The sequence below is a fragment of the Psychrobacter sp. AOP22-C1-C5 genome, assembly GCF_052378885.1.
Lineage (GTDB): Bacteria > Pseudomonadota > Gammaproteobacteria > Pseudomonadales > Moraxellaceae > Psychrobacter.
Map to the genome: position 1 here is coordinate 393,413 of NZ_JBQSYC010000001.1, position 24,191 is coordinate 417,603.

At 41.5% G+C, this 24,191-nt stretch carries 21 protein-coding genes; 2 read left to right on the plus strand and 19 right to left on the minus strand.

Going from position 1 to position 24,191, the window contains the following annotated elements; translation table 11 throughout:
- Positions 1-380: 380 nt before the first annotated feature.
- Entirely contained in the window at positions 381-647 is a 267-nt protein-coding gene (rpsT, locus tag ACT3TH_RS01560; protein WP_010200097.1) for a 30S ribosomal protein S20, read from the plus strand.
- A 110-nt stretch (positions 648-757) separates the two neighbouring features.
- Here the strand turns inward: rpsT and ACT3TH_RS01565 are convergent, their stop codons facing one another.
- From ACT3TH_RS01565 to ACT3TH_RS01655, 19 genes are all read right to left on the minus strand, one after another.
- Complete coding sequence (locus tag ACT3TH_RS01565) at positions 758-1,561, minus strand: histidine phosphatase family protein (RefSeq protein WP_444754094.1); 804 nt, start codon at positions 1,559-1,561, stop codon at positions 758-760.
- A gap of 163 nt (positions 1,562-1,724) precedes the next feature.
- Positions 1,725-2,522, minus strand: coding sequence for a metallophosphoesterase (locus tag ACT3TH_RS01570; protein WP_444754095.1), 798 nt, complete (start codon positions 2,520-2,522; stop codon positions 1,725-1,727).
- Positions 2,523-2,744: 222 nt separating this feature from the next.
- Positions 2,745-3,443 carry an orotidine-5'-phosphate decarboxylase gene (gene pyrF / locus ACT3TH_RS01575; RefSeq protein ID WP_444754096.1) on the minus strand — a complete coding sequence of 233 codons (699 nt, stop codon included), beginning with the start codon at positions 3,441-3,443 and terminating at the stop codon, positions 2,745-2,747.
- Positions 3,444-3,518: 75 nt separating this feature from the next.
- Complete coding sequence (locus tag ACT3TH_RS01580) at positions 3,519-3,923, minus strand: lipopolysaccharide assembly protein LapA domain-containing protein (protein WP_444754097.1); 405 nt, start codon at positions 3,921-3,923, stop codon at positions 3,519-3,521.
- 117 nt (positions 3,924-4,040) lie between these two features.
- The gene (locus ACT3TH_RS01585) at positions 4,041-4,346 is read right to left on the minus strand and encodes an integration host factor subunit beta (protein ID WP_444754098.1); all 306 of its coding nucleotides are present in this window, start codon (positions 4,344-4,346) and stop codon (positions 4,041-4,043) included.
- A 346-nt stretch (positions 4,347-4,692) separates the two neighbouring features.
- The gene (gene rpsA, locus ACT3TH_RS01590; protein WP_444754099.1) at positions 4,693-6,381 is read right to left on the minus strand and encodes a 30S ribosomal protein S1; all 1,689 of its coding nucleotides are present in this window, start codon (positions 6,379-6,381) and stop codon (positions 4,693-4,695) included.
- A gap of 312 nt (positions 6,382-6,693) precedes the next feature.
- Positions 6,694-7,461, minus strand: coding sequence for a (d)CMP kinase (gene cmk, locus ACT3TH_RS01595; protein WP_444754100.1), 768 nt, complete (start codon positions 7,459-7,461; stop codon positions 6,694-6,696).
- A gap of 171 nt (positions 7,462-7,632) precedes the next feature.
- Positions 7,633-8,205, minus strand: a complete 573-nt coding sequence (tadA, locus tag ACT3TH_RS01600) for a tRNA adenosine(34) deaminase TadA (RefSeq protein ID WP_444754101.1) — start codon at positions 8,203-8,205, stop codon at positions 7,633-7,635.
- A gap of 3 nt (positions 8,206-8,208) precedes the next feature.
- A complete protein-coding gene (locus ACT3TH_RS01605) occupies positions 8,209-8,946 on the minus strand; it encodes a uracil-DNA glycosylase (RefSeq protein WP_444754102.1) in 738 nt (245 codons plus the stop codon).
- A 113-nt stretch (positions 8,947-9,059) separates the two neighbouring features.
- Positions 9,060-11,627 carry an ATP-dependent Clp protease ATP-binding subunit ClpA gene (clpA, locus tag ACT3TH_RS01610; RefSeq protein WP_444754103.1) on the minus strand — a complete coding sequence of 856 codons (2,568 nt, stop codon included), beginning with the start codon at positions 11,625-11,627 and terminating at the stop codon, positions 9,060-9,062.
- A 731-nt stretch (positions 11,628-12,358) separates the two neighbouring features.
- Positions 12,359-12,754 (minus strand): ATP-dependent Clp protease adaptor ClpS, encoded by a 396-nt coding sequence (locus tag ACT3TH_RS01615; protein ID WP_444754104.1) that lies wholly within the window; start codon positions 12,752-12,754, stop codon positions 12,359-12,361.
- Positions 12,755-12,901: 147 nt separating this feature from the next.
- The gene (locus ACT3TH_RS01620; RefSeq protein ID WP_444754105.1) at positions 12,902-13,693 is read right to left on the minus strand and encodes a hypothetical protein; all 792 of its coding nucleotides are present in this window, start codon (positions 13,691-13,693) and stop codon (positions 12,902-12,904) included.
- 177 nt (positions 13,694-13,870) lie between these two features.
- A complete protein-coding gene (argC, locus tag ACT3TH_RS01625; protein ID WP_444754106.1) occupies positions 13,871-14,938 on the minus strand; it encodes an N-acetyl-gamma-glutamyl-phosphate reductase in 1,068 nt (355 codons plus the stop codon).
- A 66-nt stretch (positions 14,939-15,004) separates the two neighbouring features.
- Positions 15,005-16,141 carry a uroporphyrinogen decarboxylase gene (hemE, locus tag ACT3TH_RS01630; RefSeq protein WP_444754107.1) on the minus strand — a complete coding sequence of 379 codons (1,137 nt, stop codon included), beginning with the start codon at positions 16,139-16,141 and terminating at the stop codon, positions 15,005-15,007.
- A gap of 112 nt (positions 16,142-16,253) precedes the next feature.
- Positions 16,254-17,426, minus strand: a complete 1,173-nt coding sequence (gene proB, locus ACT3TH_RS01635; protein ID WP_444754108.1) for a glutamate 5-kinase — start codon at positions 17,424-17,426, stop codon at positions 16,254-16,256.
- Between the two features lie 78 nt (positions 17,427-17,504).
- The gene (gene cgtA / locus ACT3TH_RS01640) at positions 17,505-18,710 is read right to left on the minus strand and encodes an Obg family GTPase CgtA (protein ID WP_444754109.1); all 1,206 of its coding nucleotides are present in this window, start codon (positions 18,708-18,710) and stop codon (positions 17,505-17,507) included.
- 299 nt (positions 18,711-19,009) lie between these two features.
- Positions 19,010-20,455, minus strand: coding sequence for a glyceraldehyde-3-phosphate dehydrogenase (locus ACT3TH_RS01645; protein ID WP_444754110.1), 1,446 nt, complete (start codon positions 20,453-20,455; stop codon positions 19,010-19,012).
- A 335-nt stretch (positions 20,456-20,790) separates the two neighbouring features.
- A complete protein-coding gene (locus ACT3TH_RS01650; protein ID WP_444754111.1) occupies positions 20,791-21,975 on the minus strand; it encodes a lipocalin family protein in 1,185 nt (394 codons plus the stop codon).
- 570 nt (positions 21,976-22,545) lie between these two features.
- A complete protein-coding gene (locus ACT3TH_RS01655; protein WP_444754112.1) occupies positions 22,546-23,643 on the minus strand; it encodes an NUDIX domain-containing protein in 1,098 nt (365 codons plus the stop codon).
- Positions 23,644-23,929: 286 nt separating this feature from the next.
- Between ACT3TH_RS01655 and hemP the strand changes: the two genes are divergently transcribed.
- Positions 23,930-24,088: a hemin uptake protein HemP gene (hemP, locus tag ACT3TH_RS01660; protein WP_227672156.1), complete on the plus strand. Its 159-nt coding sequence runs from the start codon at positions 23,930-23,932 to the stop codon at positions 24,086-24,088.
- Positions 24,089-24,191: the final 103 nt, after the last annotated feature.

Here is a 24,191-nt window from a genome sequence, read left to right on the forward strand (position 1 = left end):
GCTATAGTGCAAATGTAGAGCTTTACTCTGCTGTATCAGACAAACCATACACTATATTTTAAACAAACAATTTTAATAAACACCTTTATAAACCACTTAAAATGCCAGTGATCCATGTAATATCATAACTTCTTTAGGCATTAATCATCAAATATATTGTCCTAAGCACAATAATTTGATAAGATAACCGGCTTTACACGTCAACGCTGTTTAATTATTCCAAACAGTTCTGGCGCTTGCGATGATCTATTAATATTAGATACTTTAATATCAGACATCGACATCATGTTTGACGAGACGGCTGCTCGTCACCAATGATTGTTAAACCCATTATTGCAATCAACATTCATATTTTATCTGTCTTTATCAAGGAGATACGCGTGGCTAATACTGCACAAGCTCGTAAACGCGCCCGTCAAAACACCAAACGTCGTCAGAACTCTGCGTCACAACGCTCTATGGTTCGTACTTACTTAAAACGTGTTGATGCGGCTATCGCAGCTAAAGATTATGACGCGGCTACCGAAGCTTATAAAAAAGCGGTACCAGTTCTTGATCGTATGGCTGACAAAGGTATTATTCACAAGAATAAAGCTGCTCGTCGTAAGAGCCGCCTAAACAAAACAATCAAAGGCTTACAAGCTTAAGATTTGTACCGTTTAGACCGCATCATGCATCGATAGCGTGATGACTAAAACCTTGCCATTAGTTCTAATACTGGGGCAAGGTTTTTTTATGTGTGCTCGAAAAACGGTACTTAAGGTGGCAATAATAAGGTGCTGGCATGAAAGCCCGCTGCATGGTAGCCGTCTAACAAAGTACTTATGGGACGACTATATACCTCACCACGCCACACAAAATGTGCCTTTGCTTGCTCAAAGGGCTTGTCATCAAACCATAAGAACACCCCTTCCATCATTTTTGGCCAATCATTCCAATCAATTTCAACCACATCAAACATCACTGCCAAAAATGCAGACAGCAAAGTATCATGACTGACGGCAAGCATTAAATGTCCATGCTGAGGCTGATTTTGATAGAGAAGCGACAAAATGTCGAGACCACCTTGATAAGCATTTTTAGTCCCTTCAAGATTGCCTTGCAAGAAGCGATTGATAAAATTGAGAACGCCAATTTCCTTAAATATTGGATTGGCAATATCAGGTTCAGTGACTAAGCTACCAGGTTCTACCAACAACGATTGGTGTGCAATATCACGTCTAAGCCCTGCCCCTTCTTGCATCAGCTGCGCCGTGTCAATACAACGACCAATTGGACTTGAGATACTATCGACATCGAGTGAATATGGTAGATGCCCTGCCAACCAACGTCCCCAAGATTTCGCTAATATGCGGCCTTTGGGGGTCAGTGGTAGCTGATAACTGGCAAAACCATTACCATCAGAGCGCTCGCGCAACGAGTGTCTGGTAAACAAAATTAACCGCTTACCTTCAGGCAATAACTTGACCGAAGCGATCATACTATCAGGTAGGTGCGAGGGTGCTGGCGCACTTGGAGTATGGCACGCCAGTTTCTCAGCGGACAATTTAGATAAGGACATAGTTTGGTTTTTACACATAACAACAAGCGTAGCAGATTTTTTAATAAGAATGAATAAAATATCTATTCAGTCGTGATAAAAGCTCCCATCATAATAACTTGATCTGTTAAAGCAATCATGACAAGAGGTTTGCAACATTTATAATAAAGATGCTTACCCTTCATCAATCAATCTCAATTACTTTGTCCCAAGCGAATGCCAAAGCGGTACTACTTACCTCGTTAGGATAAGCGCGAGGATTCACAATCACACGTGTATTACCAATACGGTAATCGAACGCTTCATGAGTATGTCCATGTACCCAAAGCATAGGTGCCCAATCTTCATGCATCCATCCCGATAGATCACTGACAAAAGCAGCATTGCTGGGCAAGTTGGCATACTTTTCAGACACTGATAATGGGCTAACACTATGATGACTCATTACAATGGTTTTTTTGCCAAGCGCTTTTGCCGTTATTAGCGCTTGCTGAAGCCATTGACGCTGCTCAGTATGGATTCGTATTGATACTTCCGGTGAGAACAGCTTGCTACCTGCATATATTTGCTTATAGTCACGCATAAAGTGTCTGGCAGCAGACATAGTTTCATCACTGGCCTGATATTGATAGTCCGTCCACAGCGTGCAGCCTAAAATTCGTACTTCACCAATATCTATATGTTGACATTGTAATACTTTGACGCCCCGCTTCAAATTGTCACTGTAATTGTCCCAAGTGGCGAGCTTCTTATCAAACTCCAGCACATCCTCATTAAAATACTCATGATTGCCTGCGATTGTAATCAAGGGCACTTGTAGGCGCTCTGCTTGCAGTTGTAGCCAAGGCATGCCACTATCACTATTGGCAGTGTCTCCTGCTACTAGCACCACATCAGCATCCGTCTTAGGAATATGTCCCACAGGATGTGATTGACGGGCATAACTATCGATATGTAAGTCACTTAATATCTGTAATTTCATATTGTCCAATAATATTATTTAAAAAAAATTGAGTGATACACAAGATTGGTATAAATTACTATCTGTAGTAAACCGAGTAAATTTGCTACATTTAAGGATGATTTTGGGAACGGTATAAACCCAAGTTTGAACAGTGTAGCACTTTTCCTCTACTCGCAAAAAGTAAAAAAGACAGCGAATTAGGCTGTCTTTTTATCAACTTGTGGCTACAAATATAAAACCTTAAATACTTTGAAGTATTTTTTGTAATTTAGCAGCGGGGTCTGCTTCTTGCGTGATAGATCGACCGATCACCAAGTAATCAGAACCATCATTTAACGCTTGTTTCGGCGTACAAATACGCTTTTGATCATCTGCGTTGTCTTCTGGCAAGCGAATACCAGGCGTGACCAATTTAAAATCCTGACCGCATAGTGCTTTAAGCACTTTGGCTTCTTGTGCTGAACAAACCACACCATCAAGACCAGCTTGCTTGGTGAGACTTGCCAATTGACTGACTTGCTCATTCAAGCTTACAGCAACCCCTGTTTGTCTCAGCGCTTCATCATTCATAGAAGTTAGGACAGTAACAGCAATCAATAAAGTGTCAAAACCATTATCTAGTAAACGCTGTTTTGAGAGTGACATTGCTTCCAATCCAGCACTTGCATGAACATTCACCATCCATATACCAAGATCAGCCGCTGCCAATACAGCCTGTGCTGTGGTATTAGGAATATCATGAAATTTTAAATCTAAAAATACGTCAAAATCACGCTGATGTAATGCTTGGACAATGCTAGGACCGCAGCGAGTAAATAACTCTTTACCCACTTTTAATCGACACAATGTAGGATCTAGTTGATCAGCTAGTGTTAAAGATGCCTCCATGCTCATATTATCTAAAGCAACAACGACTGGAGACTGAGGTATATTATTCATGGTTTTGCCATATTGATATCAAAATTGTTAAAGCACAAGATACAAGATTTAATCACAAACTTATTGCTTGCCGATTTAATCTCTTTTATGTTTTGAGAGCAAAGGCTCTTTGTCTACAGTAAGCGCGGCCGTATTTGGAGTAGTCGCTCCTGAACCATAAACCGCTTCTTCTACCGTTGGCGAATTCGCTTGACGATCGATAACCACATTGGCTTGCGTCAATTGCTCTTGCAAGTGAATATTTTCCTTTTGCAGACGGGATATCTCCCATTTATTCTGTAATACACGGAATATAAGCAAAGCCAATAACATACCGATAACAATGCCAAGTATGAGGCAAAGGATTAGTAGCAACCCTAGATTCATGGTCGGCGCTTGTGAGAATAATAAATTTACCCCAATCTCGGTATTGTTTGCCAATACCAAACCGAGCGCATAAGCAAAGCTTAAAAATAATAAGACAAAAAGTAAAATTCGCATGAGACGTATACCTCGGTTTGGAATGTCATTGATATTTTGAACATAGCGTTCTAACAAAATCTGCTATCACATTATTTCATTAGAAATTTTTATTCAATCAGCATTCTGTAATGACTATTAGCTATTTGCCACTTTATCATTGACCGCTTCACGTAGTGCTTTGCCTGGTTTAAAATGCGGAATGGCTTTCGCCGGTACTGGTACACTTTCCCCAGTTTTTGGATTACGACCCATACGAGCGCGGCGATGATGTAGACAAAAACTGCCAAATCCACGAACCTCTACTCGACCATCGTTAGATAAAGTATCGGTCATCAAATTTAATATCTCACGCACTGCATCATCGACCACTGTATCAGTCATAGTGTCACAGTTTGCACTCAAATTACTAATAAATTCTGATTTGTTAATTGCTTGCTGCATTATTACGCTTGCCTTGTAAATTAATGGATAAGATGATTATGAATCAGACTATTGCTTGCGCCTGCTAATTGATAATAGCGACTTCCAAACAGTGATATTTAAAAGGCCTTTCTCATCATATCGAAAAACATGACGACTCAGTCAATACTGTGATATTGAATAAGCCATGATTCACATCTCGTTACTCAATGCTGCAAATGATAGCGGATATTATAGTAAATGAAAACAAGAGTTTGCCTGTTTAAACAAAAACCTTATTAAGGGATAGCAAACCCGAAGTTTAATTATAAAAAAAAGCGACCGGAGTCGCTTTTTTTATATTACTTTTATATCAAGAACGTACAACTTACTGCATTTGCTCTTTGATCAAATCACCAATTGTTTTTGGCTGTGCATCAGAACCTGGAGCAGCAGTAGTGGCTGTGCTACCAAGATCTTTAATCGCTTGACGCTCTTCAGCTTCGTCTTTTGCTTTGATAGACAAGTTGATGCTACGTGTTTTACGATCAACACTGATGATTTTCGCTTCTACGTCATCACCAACGCTTAGATGCTTAGTCGCATCTTCAACGCGGTCACGCTGGATTTCAGAGGCACGTAGGTAAGCTTCAACTTCGTCAGCAAGTTCAATAGTCGCGCCTTTAGCGTCAACTTCTTTTACTTTACCATTTACGATAGCACCGCGGTCGTTACCAACTAGGTACTCGTTGAATGGATCAGAGCTTAACTGCTTAACGCCTAAGCTGATACGGTTTGCTTCTGCATCTACAGACAATACCATTGCTTCTACGGTGTCACCTTTGTTGTAGTTACGGATAGCATCTTCGCCAGTTTCGTTCCAAGAGATATCAGAAAGATGAACAAGACCATCAATACCACCGTCTAGACCGATAAAGATACCGAAGTCAGTGATTGATTTGATCGTACCAGTGATTTTATCACCGCGCTCATGCTTCTTATCAAACTCATCCCATGGATTGGCTAGAGTTTGTTTGATACCTAGGCTAATACGGCGACGCTCTTCGTCGATATCAAGAATCATCACTTCAACTTCATCGCCCACTTGTACCACTTTTGATGGGTGGATGTTTTTGTTGGTGTGATCCATTTCAGATACGTGTACTAGACCTTCAATACCTTCAGAAATCTCAGCAAAACAACCATAATCTGTCAAGTTGGTAACACGTGCTTTTACAACACTACCCACTGGGTAAGTGCCACCAACGTTATCCCAAGGATCAGTACCTAGTTGTTTTAGACCTAGGCTGACACGATTGCGCTCACGGTCAAACTTCAGTACTTTTACTTTTAGGTCTTGGCCAACTTCAACAACTTCTGATGGGTGCTTGATACGGCGCCATGCCATGTCAGTGATGTGCAATAGACCATCAATACCACCAAGGTCAACGAAAGCACCGTAATCAGTAAGGTTTTTAACGATACCTTCGATCTCAATACCTTCTTCAAGCTTGTTCAATAGCTCTTCACGCTCAGCTGAATTCTCAGCTTCCATGACTGCACGACGGCTAACAACAACGTTGTTACGCTTTTGGTCAAGTTTGATAACTTTGAATTCTAACTCTTTGCCTTCAAGATGCGTCGTATCGCGGATAGGACGTACATCTACCAATGAGCCTGGTAAGAACGCGCGTACTGAACCCACGTCTACTGTAAAACCGCCTTTTACTTTGCTAGAAATGATACCTTTTACGATCTCATCGTTGTCATAGATTTTCTCAAGGACATTCCACGTCTCGACGCGCTTGGCTTTTTCGCGTGATAGTAAGGTTTGACCCATACCATTATCAACCGCTTCAACCACGACATCAACGCTATCGCCAACTTCAACTTCAAGTTCGCCTTCTTCGCTTAAAAACTCTTCACGAGCGACGATACCTTCAGATTTAAGACCAGTATCTACTGTGATCCAATCGCTATCGATGGCCACAACAGTACCTGTAATAACCGAGCCACGCTCGATATCAAGGCCCTGTTCTTCAATGCTCGCTTCAAATAGTTCAGCAAATGATTCCATTATGTCTACCTTTGTATAGCCGTATCCTGTCCAGCACAGTACGGATCAAATTTATGAGTGTATAAAACGAGAATACTGGTTTTATATCTTATACAGCCATATAAAAAAACGTTTGTTGGTAATAAGCAAACTATGCAGCACACTCATTAGCAACAACTGTCTTATTCAAAAGACCTTTATATTTAATCTACTGAAATCCTATCGGCTTGTAAATTCTGTAGCTTCATCAGACCGATAAATTTTTAGTTTGGCAATTTTATACTAAAATCAAACCTTATAGCAAAATTTTTGGTACTTAATCGGTTGTTTTTATTAGCTATTAAAACAAATACCTTTATCTTGGCAATGTTTTTTGACTTGTTCATAGACCGTATCAGCATCCAATGTTGAGCTATCGAGTAATAAAGCATCTTCTGCAGGCTTTGAAGGTGCTGTCGTACGGTTTTCATCGCGATCATCACGCGCTTTAATAGTCGTCAAAATCGCCTCAAAATCTGCTATTTGACCAGCCATTGTCAACTGCGTAACACGGCGATCCGCACGCGCTTCGGCACTCGCTGTTAAATACACTTTAACATCGGCATCTGGGAATACAACTGTTCCCATGTCTCGACCATCAGCCACCAATCCTGATCGGGTTGCCATGTCTTTTTGCAGCTTAAGTAGTGCTTGGCGTACTTTTGGAAACACTGCTATCTGTGAGGCATAGCCACCAACTGTCTCGTTACGAACTTGCTCACCAATTGCCTCACCATTCACTAAGATATCGACACGGCCTGACTCGTTATTAGGCACAAAAGCAATCTCTAAACTTTGCGTCAACGCTAGTATTGCTGTCTCATCAATCACTTGATTGGTATCTTTAGTAATCAATCCTGCTTCAAAGGCCTTGAGTCCTACAATACGGTATAAGGCACCTGAGTCAAGCAGTTGATAGTTTAAAGCTTGCGCTAAGCGCCATGTAACCGTACCTTTACCTGCGCCACTTGGCCCATCAATACAAATAACAGGAAAACGTGGTGATGGCACTTTGCTAGCATCGTTATCAAGGACAGAATGATCAGATGTTGAGACGGTCATAATACTCACTTAATAATGGTCAATACCTACGTAGCTTATTACGCACTAGCAACGAAGCAACATTTACTTATTTATCAAATGCTTGACAGCGACCCAATCGTTTCGCAGTCAAATAGGGCAATATTATAGCAAAGAAACAACACTATCACTAGCAACAAGACTGATATCTTGTTAATTGCTTGTATTGTCTCTATTTTTTGCAGCTTTTCTACGTGCTCGAAAAAACGTTTTAAGCATTTGGCTGCTGTATATACGGCACAGCCCATTACTTACTTGAATGCTGTGATTATAAAAAGACTGTACTGGCAAATTCATTTGACTACCCGCCATGCCCGCTCTTGGCTCGCTTGCCGCATATATTACTTTATCAACGCGTGCATGAATCAGTGCACCAATACACATGGTACATGGCTCTAACGTCACGTATAACGTTGTATGCAATGGTAAGCGATAATTTTTTAAAAAGGTGCAAGCTTCTCTTAGCGCAACAATCTCAGCATGAGCAGTCGCATCATGACGTCCAATCGGCTCATTGAACCCCTGACCGATAATTTGCTGATCATGTACCAGTATGGCGCCGACTGGCACCTCACCAAGCATTGCTCCTTGCCTAGCAAGTTTTAGCGCTTCTTGCATCCATTTAACGTCTTGTAATGACCAAAATACACATGTTTCAAGCTTTACACTTGCCAGCTGGCTAGCCATTAATACATTCGGTTGTAATCCAAGATTATAAATATTCATCGTTTATTGTGGCAGCTGCCAATCAATCGGTGTTAGACCGTATTGCACCAGATAGTCATTGGTCTTAGAAAACGGCTGAGTACCGAAAAACCCGCCACGATTGGCAGCAAGTGGTGAAGGATGGACAGCAGTTAAAATAAGGTGTTTGTCCGTATTGATGTACTTGCCTTTTTGCTGAGCTTTACTGCCCCATAATATAAATACCGTATGCTCAGTTTGTTCATTGACCACATCGATTACGGCATCCGTAAACTGCTCCCAGCCTTTGTTCTGATGACTGTTCGGCTCCCCCTCTCGTACAGTCAGTGAACTGTTCAAAAGTAGCACCCCTTGCTCTGCCCAATACGTCAAATCACCATGCTTCGAGGGACGAATACCAATGTCATCTGCCATCTCTTTTAATAAGTTATTCAGTGAAGGCGGCTTTGGAATAGCTTTGGGCACAGAAAACGACAACCCCATTGCCTGTCCGGGACGATGATAAGGATCCTGTCCCAAGATAACGACTTTTACCTGTGATAAAGGCGTCAAATTAAAAGCATTAAACATCAGAGGTGCAGGCGGATAAATGCTTTCATCTGATTGATAAGCACTTTTTAAAAAGGCTCTTAGATTGTCCATATTATCAGACGTTAACTCTTCTGCCAGTGCCTTTTTCCAATCATCTGGCAAGCGAACGTTGTCTAAAATTGCCTGTTTTTGTTCTGGCGTTTTTGTTGGCTGCTCATCGAACAATTCCATAATGTATCCCTTATATTTGTTATAGCTATTGGCTTAATTATGAATTATAACAATAAAAAAACGGCTACCCCACTAACATGGTAACCGTTCTTATAATATTGGTAGTAAATGCTTTAGCTGGCTAACGACTCAGAGTCTGGATGCGGGGCATGAGTTTCAACGACCGTTAAAACAATGCGACTGTCTGATGAGCCTTTATCTGAAGACTTGCTACTGCTTTTGTTCAGGCTTACAGTTGCGTCGTCTTTCGAATCTGAAGCTTCTGGCTCCAAGGTAAGATGTACTACCCCACCATTAACCAAATCACCGAATAAAATCATACTGGCCAGCGGCTTTTTGATTTCATCTTGAATTAGGCGTTGCATTGGACGGGCACCCATTAAACGATCGTAGCCTTTTTCTGCTAGATAGTCGCGTACGTCGTCATCAATCTCTAACGTCACCTGCTTATCATCAAGCTGTACTTGTAGCTCAACCAAGAACTTATCAACCACTGATACCACCACTGAGGTATCCAATGGATTGAACTGAATGATCGCATCCAAACGGTTGCGGAATTCAGGGGTAAAGACACGTTTGAGTGATTCAGTATTGTCACGACTATGATCTTGCTGAGTAAAGCCCATAGAAGAGCGACTGATACTATCGGCCCCAACGTTTGTAGTCATAATAACGATGACTTGTTTAAAGATCGCCACGCGACCGTTATTGTCCGTTAATGTCCCATGATCCATCACTTGCAGTAACAAGTTGAAAACATCAGGATGCGCTTTTTCGATTTCATCAAGCAGCAATACGCAATGTGGATGCTGGTTGATTTTTTCAGTAAGCAAACCACCTTGATCATAACCAACATAACCTGGAGGTGCACCGATCAAACGTGACGCTGTATGCGCTTCCATGTACTCTGACATATCAAAGCGTACCAACTCTACACCTAGTAAATTTGCCAATTGACGCGACACTTCTGTTTTACCAACCCCAGTTGGACCTGCAAACATAAACGAACCAATGGGCTTGTCTGGGGCTTTAAGACCAGCACGCGATAATTTAATAGCATCCGCCAAAGTTTCAATGGCTTCATCTTGACCAAACACTAGATGCTTAAGATCACGATCTAAGTGCTCAAGAATGCTCTTATCATCACTCGATACTGATTTGGGCGGAATACGTGCCAGTTTTGCAACAATGGCTTCGATATCTGCCACATCGATTTTCATCGGTGGCTTTTTCTTACCTTTAGTAGCTTTTCCATCATCAGAAGATTTGGCACGATCATTAGCTTTTGCCGTATCAGCTTCGTCCTGCATTTCATTATCAACGGCATCATTATCAGTGTCGTTATCAAGATCCTCATCAGCATCAATCTGTGCATCAAAGTCTTGTTCTATATCAGCAATGAAACTTTCTTCTGCTTCAATATCATCGACATCAGGAATCACACCCAGACGCTTATAAGCACCTGCTTCATCAATTACGTCAATGGCCTTGTCAGGCAAAAAGCGCTCATGAATATGCTTGGCAGATAGTTGTACAGCCGTGACCAACGCTTCATCTGTATATTCAACGTTATGGAACTCTTCATAACGCGGTTTAAGACCACGTAAAATATCGATACTGTCATCGACACTTGGCTCTTTTACATCGATCTTTTGGAAACGACGTGACAATGCGTGATCTTTTTCAAACACTTGACGATATTCAGTAAAGGTCGTCGAACCAATGCAGCGTAGTTCACCGTTGGCAAGCGCTGGTTTGATCAAATTCGATACGTCCATATTGCTGCTCATTGACGACCCTGCGCCAATAATCATATGAATCTCATCGATAAACAAGATAGCATTCGGTTTTTTCTTCAAGGCATCAAGCAGTGACTTCATGCGTTTTTCAAAATCGCCGCGATACTTAGTACCAGCAATTAAAGAACCAATATCCAGGCTATAAATAACACAACCGTTCAACGGTTTTGGTGCTTTATCATTGATAATCAACCATGCCAAACCTTCGGCAATAGAGGTTTTACCAACACCAGGCTCACCAACTAGTAAAGGATTGTTCTTGCGTCGGCGACATAGAACTTGCGCCGCACGCTCAATCTCAGAAGCACGTCCAATCAGTGGATCGGTTTTGCCTTCAGCAGCACGTTGATTCAAGTTGGTTGCATATTCTACCAATGGGTCTTTACTGGTTTTTTCTGATGCGCCGCGGCGCTCACCTGTCATCGAAGCACGCGGTTCAGACGGCTCTTCTTTGTCTTGACCATGTGATAAGTACTGGGTCAGCTCAAGACGGCTAATTCCCTGCTTTTTGAGCAGATAAACAGCATACGTGTCATGCTCTGAAAACATAGACACTAAAATGTCTGAGCCTTCAACAAGACGACCACCACCAATAGACTGCACATGGAAAATGGCACGTTGCAAGATACGATCAAAGCTTTGAGTCGGCTGCGGCGATTGCTCAGTATCGGCATCAACCGTTGGCGTATGCTTATTAATATAAGCTTCAAGCTCAGTACGTAATGTCGAGACATTGGCATTACACGCCGTCAATGTATTGGCAGCATGAGTGTTTTCTAATAACGCTAATAGGAGATGTTCAACAGTGAGATACTCATGCGATTTTTGGCGCGCAAGTGTCATTGCTAAACGCAAAGAAACTTCAAGATGACGACTTAACATAACGACTTCCTACGGTTATACCTATCTTTATAATTGATAGCTTTATGAATGAGTTAGTAAGTTAATCAGGGCAATAGATGGATTGTTCAAGGGCAATATATGTATTATTAAAAGGTATCGTCAAATGATATGAGCAATGCTGCATTTCGATAGCGTGGTTGCCGACTTATCACAGATAAAGTGCTTTGATAACTTATATTCGCTTTTCTTTATCTCAACACGATACTTAAGCAGAGTCAATCTATTAACGCAGACTAAAGTGTATCGAAGCATGCCACACATCGATAGACAAGCAAGTGACAGAGTCATATTACTTAAAAAACGTAATAGAGACAGTAGTAGTCAAATAACGAATGAATATATGAAGGATTTGGATGAGTGTTATCTAAATAATGCGCTGAATAAAAATATATAAAACCTAACGTCGAATGCTATTGAACGACAGTAAGAATGAAACAATGAGTGTTCAAACCACTATTTGACGATGTGACTTAATATATAAGGCTATATTAAAGAAAAATCAAGGTGATAATAATGATAATACAGCCGTTTATCGAAAGTGTATGAAAGAGAAGATTGATAGACAAATACTTTGCGTAAAACATCTATCAAACTCTTTATGAGCGTAAGCCATTCGTACAATTTTCTGACAGTTTGGTGTGATGAGTCAGTGTTAAATAAATGATAATTGATAAAAAGTAAAAAGCGTATAGAAAATTTAGAAAAATTGTTTATTCACCTTGATGCGGCTCTATCTGAGTCAATAACGGGTAGCCTTCACGATGAGCAAGACTGTTCACTTTTTTGGCCTTGGTCTCAGCAATATCTTTGGGATAAATGCCTGCAATGCCTTTACTATTGTTGTGAATCGTCAGCATAATTTCAACCGCAGAATCCATGCTATGACGAAATTCTGATTGTAAGACGTAGACGACAAACTCCATCGGCGTATAATTATCATTATACATCACGACTGCGTACATTGGCGGCTTAGCCACTTCTGGTTCTGCTACCAGTACATCAGCTTGCGGTGAAGTTTCACCATCCGTATCGCCGTCTTGCGCACGATGAGTCGGCATATTTGGGAAGTGCCAATCTGAAACGGTTGGCATCGCTTTTAGTATCATTTTTTTCATCATAATAATATAATTATAAGGTAAGTTTGAGGTAAAAGAGATTATGAAAGTAGGTAATCTGACGTGAGATGGTACTATGGTTTGAATAATATTCTACATTAAGTGATATGCTTTACTAACGATCGATACCCAATCAAATCATGGCTCAATTGGGCTTTCATCGACTTCTGGTAAATCTAAAAGTGATAATGGCATACTATCGACGCTAGCACCAAGTGACCAATTATACAATTGCTCCACTTGCTGTCCATCTGCTTGCAAGTTCAGTTTGACTTGCAATGGCTTAAAGCCAGATGGCATAGTAAAGCGACCACGAATACGGGTAATACCTTCTATAGTATAGATGGTAGGATCTAGGGGCACCTCTACCAATGCATTATCGTTAAGCAACGTCAGTGTTGGTTTTAAGCGTTTGCCTTTACCATCACTACTGAGCATACCAACGTCAAACCCATATTCAAAAGCATTCTCAGGTAGTGGTTTGATCTTGGCACCAACTATTTGTAATGGCATACCACCTTTATCGCTAATAACTTTAGCATATACTTCATTGAGCTGTTTAACCTGTCTATTCTCGACCGTTAGCTCTTGTTGGTTTTCACGCAGCTCTTTTATATTGGCCAAGCTGATCGCCAGCTCTTGCTTTGATGTAGCTGCTTGATTGGTCGCGATCTTATTACTAAGACGTAACTTCTCAAGCTCTTTAGTCGCTTCATTACTATTGATCTTCGCTTGCTGGGTTTCATTCTGCATTGAATGAAAACCGCGCTGATACCCTAGATTATGACCAAATATTAGTCCGACCGTGGCAGTTACTAATACCACAACGACAAACAATGCCAACACCAGCGTAGAAGCGCCTTGCTGCGTACTACCAATCCTACGTACTAAACTATCACTACTTTCAAGAGAAAGTGGTCTACGCTTCATATGATACAAAGCAGAATTTTGGCACGATAAACGTGTTGGTTGTGAACAAAAGCGTCGTACGAACTTAACACGCATTTAGACAATATCTCTTAACAGTAAAGGCAAGCCATTATAGCGGAATTTATAATCAATACCTAGCATCATAAATGTGAATAGTTTGCCAGTAAAAAGCCCTTCTTAAGGGACAATAGGCGCAAAATTTAGCCCCATAGATTCATCAAATCCGAACATAACATTCATATTCTGTACGGCTTGTCCTGCCGCGCCCTTCACTAAGTTGTCTTGTACTACGATGACAGTTAGCTCAGCACGTGCGTTGTCTTGATGCACAGCAATGCGTAACCGATTGCTGGCGCGGACACTACGCGTATCAGGATAAATACCCTTTGGCATCACATCAATAAATGGCTCTGAGGTATAAGCACTCTCGAATGTTTGCTGCCAATCAATAGCAGCACCCGCCTCTGTCAGCTCCATATGGATAGAGCTAAGCATGCCACGTATCATAGGTACAAGATGCGGCAAAAAACGAATACGATGTGTAAACTGACTCTCTAGCAGCTGCGCAACGCCTTGCTCAATCTCTGGTAAATGACGATGTCCTTCAACACTATACGCTTTAAAGTTGTCAGTCGTTTCGGCATAACTAAGCGCAAGCTTTGCCTGACGACCAGCCCCTGAAACGCCAGACTTTGCATCAATGACAATACGAGACTCGACTAATCGCTCAGCTTGCTTGTTTTGTGTTTCAATGATTGGTTTTAAACCTAAAATAGCAGTGGTTGGATAACAACCAGGATTACCGACGACCAAAGCGGTTGCAAGTTTTTCACGATTGATTTCAGGCAATCCATAAATAGCCGTTTTTAGTAGTTCAGGACAAGCGTGCGACTGCTGATACCAGTGTTCAAAATCCGCCAGTGACTGCAAGCGAAAATCCGCCGCCAAATCAATTACCTTCACGCCTGCTTGAGTCAAGGCTTCGGCTTGCTGCATAGCAACACCGTGCGGCGTAGCAAAAAACACCACATCGCACGCTTGCAGTGCAGCCAGCGTGTTATCTCCTAAGTCACTGAAAACAAGGTCTGATACACCGCGCAAACTTGGAAATATCTCATCAGCTCGTGTGCCAGCTTCGCTACGTGAGGTTAGCAAATCAATAGACACTTCAGGATGTGCAGATAATAAGCGAATTAGCTCAATACCTGTATAACCTGTACCACCAACAATCGCTGCTGAAATCATAAGACATCCTTTTTTCTGTTACGCAGTAAATACTAGAAAGATAACGTTTACTCTCAAGCTCAAAACCTAGATCTGATAATCATGTACCGCATCGATAAAGACTTTGGCATTGTCAGGATTGACCCATTGAGTAATGCCGTGACCTAAGTTAGCTATATAACCTGTCTTTTCGCCACTAGCATAAGCACTATCGAGCATTGCCTTAACTTCAGCACGGATAGTCGCAGGTGAGCCGTATAAAGTGGCTGGATCCAAGTTGCCCTGAATGGCCTTACTTCTTTGTAATTTTTTATGCTGTTTGGTCAACTGGCGCTGACTCTCGGTCAATACTTGTCTTGCGCGATCAATCGGCATCGTCCAGTCTAGACCCAGTGCATCAGCTTCGCTATCCGCTTGGACATCAAGCCACAATCCGCCGCCTTTGGTAAATAAAACCACTGGTATTTGTGGATGACGAACCTTCAGCTCAGCGACAATACGCTTATTATAAGTATGAGAGAAGTCGATAAACTGACGATGGCCAAGCGCCCCGCCCCAACTATCAAATATTTGTAATACCTGAGCACCAGCGACAACTTGGGCGTCTAAATAATCAATCACGGCCGTCGCTAATTTGTCTAACAGTTGATGTAAAAACTCCGGATTGCTATACAAAAAACCTTTGGTATAGCGATAATCTTTTGAACTGCCGCCTTCAATCATGTAGGTGGCAAGTGTCCAAGGACTACCAGAAAAACCAAACAAAGGCACTTGTCCATTGAGCGCTTTACGAATGCTCGTCACTGCACGCATGACATAATCAAGAGAATCATTAGCATCTAGCACTGGCAATCTATCAAGGTCAGCCTGCTGACGAATAGGATGTTTAAATTTAGGACCTTCACCCGTCTCAAAGTACAAACCCAGTCCCATTGCATCAGGAATGGTCAAGATATCACTGAACAAGATAGCAGCGTCCAAATCGTAACGACGTAGTGGCTGCAAAGTCACTTCAGTGGCACGGGCAGTGTCCTTACACAGACTCATAAAATCGCCTGCTTCAGCACGCGTCGCTTTATATTCTGGCAAATAACGACCCGCTTGACGCATCATCCAGACTGGCGTGGTGTCTATCGACTCAAAACGTAGCGCTCGTAGCAATCTGTCGTTTTTTAGAGGCGCAAACGCTTGCTGAATCGAATTATTATTGTCTGAAGCACTCATGTACCAATCTCCAAAACAGTACTGTATCCATAGTTAGTGCTAAATACGGTACTGGATAAAATAAGTTAAATAAAAGAATCATAAACGCTTATGACGTATAGATAGCAAGGCGTTAGACGGTTAATGCCAAGTTATCACGGTGCACCATAACGACGCGCTCTTCACTGCTACCAAAAATCCTATCAAATTGCTCAGTGCGTTCACGAGCCACTCGGCGCGCATCATGTGATGAAAAGTTCACTTGTCCAACTGCAATGCGCTCACCTGTATCTTGATGGGTAATTTCGACCACATCGCCTTCATCAAAGCCACCATGAACCTCTACGACACCGACTGGTAACAGACTTCTATTGTTTTCAGTCAATGCTTTTGCTGCGCCCGCATCGACAACCAAGCTACCTGACATACGTAGATGCGCTGCAAGCCATTGCTTACGAGCGATGATTTTGTCTTCGTTATTAGTTGTTAGAAGCGTGCCAACAGCTTCACCTGATACCACACGAGTGATGACGTCATCAATTGCCCCACTCACAATCACGGTTGGACAGCCACCCATTGCAGCCAGGCGACCAGCACGGATTTTGGTCAACATACCACCGCGCCCCAGCTTGCCGCCATCTCCTGCTATATCAAATAAGTAATCAGCCATTGCCCGCTCTTGACGAATCATTTTGGCGTTAGGGTTATTGCGTGGGTTATCGGTAAACACACCCTCTTGATCTGTTAAGATAATATACAAATCAGCATTAACCATCGCTGCTGCCATCGCACCCAGCGTGTCATTATCACCGAATTTAATCTCATCAATGGTAATAGTATCGTTTTCATTGATCACTGGCAGGACACGCCAATCTAAAAGCTGTGTCAAAGCACCAGTGGTGTTTAAGTAACGACGACGGTTAGATAAGTCATCATGAGTCAAGAGTAGCTGAGCGCTTTGAACCCCATGCTGAATCAATGCTGACCACCATGTTTCAATCAAACCCATTTGGCCAATAGAAGCGCAAGCTTGCAAAGCAACTAGCTTTTTAGGGCGCTCCTCCAGATTCATGCGTACTACCCCTTCAGCCACGGCACCCGAAGATACAAGCAGTATCTCTATGCCTTGGTTATGAAGTTTTGCAATCTGTTTTGCCCACTCATATATGGCAGTTCGATCTAGTCCTCGTCCGTTATTCGTTAATAACGATGAGCCAATCTTGACAATAACGCGCTTAATATCGAAGTTACGAGTTTGCTGAATGAATCTTGCTTCTTCGGTCGTGTTTGCTATGTCACCTGCCATATAAACTCCTTGTTCTTATATGAATTGATTAATAAAATTACTCAAAAATTCAAGTCTACTTACATTAAGCGTCCTAGTCTAAGGAACGTATACTACCTCAACGCCATCTTCGTCGTCATCGGCGTCATCAGTTAAATCTAAGCCTTCACGCTGCGCTTTGCGAGCTGCACGGTACGCTTCACGCTGTGCTTCAGTGTTTAGACGTACTTCCGCTTCCAAACGCTCAAAGCGCTCTTTTTGTGCTTCAGCAAAAATAGGATCTTCTATCTCGCGCTCACGTTCACGCTCAATCTCATTCATCAGATGATATTTGACCGCATCGACGCCTTCACCCGTCAGCGTGGCCGTGCGAAAAACGATGCCAGTCCAACCAAGTTCTGCCACAATGTGCGTACAAAGCTCATTTAGATCTTCCTCATCCACCTGATCGATTTTATTTAATACCAAAATCTGGGGTAGATTGGCCAACTCAGGGGAGAAGCGCTCAAGCTCCTTTAAAATAACGCGAGCGTTTTCCACTGGATCGCTACCATCAATTGGCTTGACGTCAACCAAGTGTAACAGACGACGAGTACGAGCCACATGCTTCAAGAAGCGAATGCCTAATCCAGCGCCTTCTGATGCACCTTCAATCAGACCAGGAATATCTGCCATAACGAACGAACGATGACGGCCAATATCTACCACACCCAAGTTTGGCACTAGCGTCGTAAATGGATAATCCGCAACTTTTGGTCTAGCCGCAGAAACTTGACGGATAAACGTTGATTTACCTGCATTAGGCAAACCAATTAAGCCAACGTCGGCCACAACTTTTAGCTCGAACTTAAGAACTTTTAACTCACCCTCAAAACCAGATGTCGCTTTACGCGGTGCTTGGTTGGTAGAGCTTTTAAAATGAGTATTGCCCAAACCGCCATCACCGCCTTTGGCGATCAGTAAGGTCTGACCAATTTCAATCAAATCACCTAACACTTCGTCAGTTTCAGTATCGACCACAGTCGTACCAATTGGGACTGGCAAATAGATATCATCAGAGCCTTTACCTGAACAATTTCTACTATGACCATTTTCAGCACGCATGGCGTCGTGACGACGTGTATAACGATAATCCACTAGCGTGTTAGTATTATCCTCTGCAATGACATAAACATCTCCGCCTTTGCCACCATCACCACCATCAGGCCCACCGCGCGGCACATATTTTTCTCGGCGAAAACTGGCGATTCCGTTACCACCGTCACCTGCTTTTACCGTTACGACGGCTTCATCAATAAATCGCATTCTACGTTCCTTAATTCACAATCCAGTTTGAATACTGGTAACAACCAACGGCTGCATTTTAGGTTTTACTATGTTTTTTAAAGCAGTGATGTTCTAAGATAATAGTGTCAACACGCTCTGTATTTGCACTTAGCATTCATTATGACAATAACACCCGATAATCAATCGGACTATCGGGTGTTTGAGTATAACATTTCAGATTGTGCCTAGCGTTTAAGCGACTTTTTACAGAAGGCTTTGTCTAGGCTTTTCTCTTACTACATCATTTTATTACATTTTAAGTTTGACGTGTTGACACTTTAGGCTGGGATCTGAATATAGTTAATGCCTGCCATTTGCGTGGCTAAGCGCAATACTTGAGTGCTATAGCCTACTTCGTTATCATACCAAATATAAACGATGGCATGATTGTCTGTCAAAATGGTGGCTTGAGCATCAACAATACCCACATGAGTATCACCAACAAAGTCAGTTGATACCGCTTCTGTAGAGTCTGTATAAGCAATCTGTGTCTGCCAAGTGCTGCTATTAGAAATTTTGCGCATGAACTCATTCAACGCATCCACACTTTTCGGCGCGGTTTTAAGATTCAAGTTCAAAATCGCTAAGCTTACGTTTGGCGTCGGTACACGAATAGCATTGCCCGTCAGTTTACCACTCAACTCTGGTAACGCTTTACCAACCGCTTTTGCCGCACCTGTACTGGTGATAACCATATTAAGTACCGCACTACGACCACGGCGATCTGCTTTATGATAGTTATCAATTAAATTTTGATCATTTGTAAATGAATGGATCGTTTCAACGTGACCGTTTTCGATACCGTACTCATCATTCAATACTTTTAACGTTGGTGTGATAGCGTTGGTGGTACAGCTTGCTGCACTAACAATCGTGTCATCACCCACTGTATCGTTGTTCACGCCATACACAACGTTTTTGATCTCACCACCAGCAGGCGCGGTTAATAGAACCTTTTTTACGCCAGTCGATTGTAGATGCTTACCAAGACCTGCTTCGTCTTTCCAGATACCTGTATTATCAATAACCAATGCATCATTGATACCGTACACAGTATAGTCAATGTCACTTGGATCGTTTGCATAGATAACCTGTACAAAGCGACCGTTAATAATCAAGCCATTGTTTGCTTCATCCACAACTACGCCACCAGCGAAGCTACCATGAACTGAGTCACGCTCTAACAATGAAGCACGCTTGGCCAAATCGCCAGCCGCAGCAGGACGCACAACGATGGCTTTTAGTTGTAGACCTTTTGCGCTTGACGCTTGTGACAGTAATAAGCGCGTTAATATACGACCAATACGGCCAAAACCGTATAACACAACATCTGCCGCAGAATTAACAGTGCTGACATCAGTGTTCACAGCTTGAAGCGCCGTCTGCAAATCGCTATCATTAGCAATCAACTGACCTACATCAACTTGTGTAGATTGAAGACTACCGTTCGCTGCTAGTGCTTTAACCATAGCCAAGGTGTCAGCGATATCGATAGACTGGGCATCGTGGTCACGTAGCGCAGCTTTTTGATGCAATGCCAATATTTGACCAACTGAAGTGGTATTTAACGTTTCACCAAACAAGGTCACTTGCACATCTTGCTCATTATAAAGTCTGTTTAATAGCCCCATAAGCTCAATTGCTTGTTGCTCTTGGTTGCTATAGTTGCTTAAATGGTCTTGATGTAATTGGCGTAAGGTATCAGCGTTGCTCACGAGAAACATCCTTATGGTCGGTAATTTATGATCAGTAAAGTATATAGAAAAATAAATGAGAGGGTTTGTAGGCAGTCTAAGCAATCACTCTAGTACATCAGCCAAACACAATGAGTGTAAGTTATTGAGCTTAGAGTTTTTAGATGGTCTAGATTTTAGCCTAAAATGCTCGATTTTGCCAGCGATAACCGATTTGCAGAAGCTTATAGGAGATTTTATTAAAATATATTGGTTATTATAAAATTAAAGGCAGTCATTCGACTACCTTCTTATTTATTGCATGGTCTGCTAAATATCGCATCATAAAATTAGATTCTTATCGAGTCAGACCAGCCCCTAATCCCTTACGGAACCAACTTAACGGTTTGGTTGGTTTGCGACGTAAGCTTAAAATCTTTTAAGTCATACCCCTGTTGCTGCGCAATTTGGCGATACTTGGCATAAGTCTGTTGGCTGATATTGGGTGAACGCGCCAGCAACCATAGGTAGTCCTTATCAGGCGTTCCTACCAATGCCGTTTTGTAATCGGCATCACGTGCTAGTACCCAATAATCAGCACGACCTACTGGTAACCAACGAATCCATGAAGGCAAGAAGGTCACTTTTAACTTACTACCAGTATCATCAACTGGTTTTGCTAGACCTTCCGCAGTAATGCTAGAGCCATCTTCACCTACGCACTTATTGGTAACCACAATTCCTGAACCATCGGTCTTTTCAGTATAATTGGCAGTCACATCGCCAGCACATTTACGCTGAAAATACATAGGCAAACGCCCTATTTCATACCATGTTCCTGCATACTTTTTGAGATCCACATTATCGACTGTGGTCGGTGTACTCGCAGATTTATGTATGATTGCATTTGGCTTAATTGATATGGTTTCTGTCATTGTTTTATCTACCGCTGCATTTGCCGTTACGCTTGCTTTAGAAGCAGTATTCATTGGTGGTGTTGCAGCATAGGCTGAGAATGCCGCCAAAGGTATGATTATGGCTAATGCAATGCCTGTATGCTTGATAAGTCCGTTCATAAATATACGTTCCGGTATTTCTTTATAAGATGAAACAGTGGTAGAGGACAAATCACTATTTTGTTCAAAACCTTCTGCTCGAACATCAACCTGACTCTCCAAGAAATCTGACAGCAAAGGTTCTTTTTCGTTCAGTTTTTGCGGCTTCTTATAGCCATTTACAGTATCGAAATTTTTGCTGGCATCTTTATATGCCTTATCGTTTTCTCTATCTTGGCTATCAATCATAATATCGCCTTTTGCCTGCATAAGGCTTTTGTCGGCGCTTTTATATCCAAAATAGCTGTCTTGCGAAGACACATTTTCTGCTAAATGGTACGAAGATTCGTCGTTCGAGCTTTTGTTATTGTAGCTAGCATCATTGCTGGCGTAGCCAGTCTGCTGACTATTATTCTCATTCGGATAATAGTCAGCAGACTGGCTAGTCTTTTGAGACTGAGAACCAGCTTCCTTTGAATCAGACCATTCTGATTGAGGTAACTTGTTGGTTTTCATAGAAGTACCATTATTAATAGTGACTGTTAGAACTCTTTATACATATCATCAATTTGATTTCTTGTGCGTCGTCAACTTTAAAAAATGTTTTCAATATGAAACCCAGCGCGGCAAAAATCAAACTCTATTTAAAAATCTAAAAAACACATTCACTAAGCAATTCGCTGATAAAGATAAATGCGATTTAATCAAGTAATATATATTAAGAGCGAACAGGTCATTAAAACAGTGTGGCAATGTAGGGAAACGCAACGGTTTGTAAGTAACTATGTGTTTGTGCAGTGGAATAAACACATAGTTACTAAGTGGATAAATATATTTAAAATCAGTCATTTATTCTTACGCTATTTGATGAATAACTATACTAACTGGGAGCTGTATCAATGTCATTATAGGTAAGTCAAGTCAAATAGGAATAAGTAATAGCATAGTCTACTAGAATAGTTTTTTTGCTTGCTTTGTGTTTTCATACTCAAAGTGATATAAGAAGCCTCTAAACATTACATCCTTACTTTTATAGTAAAAGGGCTATTATAGTAAAAGAGCTATCTCAGTAATTGATTTATGAAGCTAAAAAAATTGTCGAATACCCGCAACACTAATGCCGCCATACTGTAAAGCTTGATCAATCATTGTAGGTGATAATCCGCCCAAACCAATAATTGGTATATCGGCCAACTGGGCTAATTCTGACCATACTTCCCAACCAAGAGGTTCAGTATCAGGGTGTGTTTGGGTAGCTAGGACAGGGGATAAAAAAGCGCCGATGACTGGCGGCCGTTGTTGCTGTAAACGAACACTAGCAAGCTTATTGGCCGCATGGATACTGGCAGCATCATGGCAACTCAATATTAATGGATGCGTAGTGGATAATAATGGCTCGGATGCAGAAATATTTTGTATGTTGTCAAACCATTGCATTAGTGCTGTATGAGTTAGGTGATGAGCAACGACTTGATTATGACTGTTTATGCCCTTTATTGAGTCTTCGATCTCTAAAAAAGCACTGTCATCGTCAGGAGATACAATGGCTAGTATATCTGGTCGCAAATGCATCAACTGTGCTGCCATATTTTTTGAGGTCACGTCTTTTACTCGAACATACACCCACGTCTGTCTTGTTAAGTTTTTTTGATGATATTGCAGCCATGCTGCTTCTGGCTCAGAATAAGCATTAAACTGTGTCAGTGGATAAGTAATTGCTATTCTAGCTGGTACGCTAAGCCATTTAAGAATCGTCTTATTAGCAGCAGGCAAATGATACTTTTCCGCTAATAAATCAGGTTTATCTACCCATGTTAGTGCTTGACCTTCTAGCCCATACTGACAATTCTTATGTTGCTCATATTGCATTGCTGTCAGCTCAATCTTGTAAACCTGTAAGCTAACCTGCTTATCACCATAATCATGATGCAGACGTCCAAGTTTGACAATTGCATTGTTATGAGTAGCAATGCCTGTCTCTTCAGCAACTTCTCGAATGACTGCTTGCTCTGCACTTTCATTGGTGTCTATTTTGCCGCCTACGAACTCATAACGATTGCCTTGATGTTGAGTGGCGTTTCTAAAGCCTAGCAAGTACTGTTCTTTATGATGAATGACTGCCACTGCGACATTTACGATAACTGTTTGCTGATATTTATTTGGTTTGTTTGGTGCGTTTGACATAAGTATCCATTATCACTGTTTTATTGTTGGTCTAGCTCTTACTCAATAGATAAAAACTATATTACCTTATCCTAAACCATTGATTTTTATTAGTATTTACTGAATTCAGTAATCTTTATAACCATATATACTGATTGCTTAAGATAAGTTTACATAATAACTGCATTTTATTTTATCAATTGGCTTGCAAAATGGTTGAATGTAAATGATAATTATTATCGTTAATAGCAATTATGTTATCGCCATTTTACTTAGCCACTTTTATCAAAAGGAATTTACCATGAGCATGGTCATCTCTCGTTATTTGAATTGCCGTGAAAACCGTCTGCCTACCCTACAGTCGCAGCACTTATTTGCTCTAACCAAAGAAGTACGTATCGAACACGAAGGCGAAGAATACCGTTTGCGCCTAACACGTAATAACCGCCTGATTCTTACCAAATAAAATTCTTACCAAGTAAACTGACTATAACGTCAGGCCTCCTATAAAAAAACGCCTTTTAATAAAGGCGTTTTTTATTGACTATAAATTATAGAACCAGTTAGTC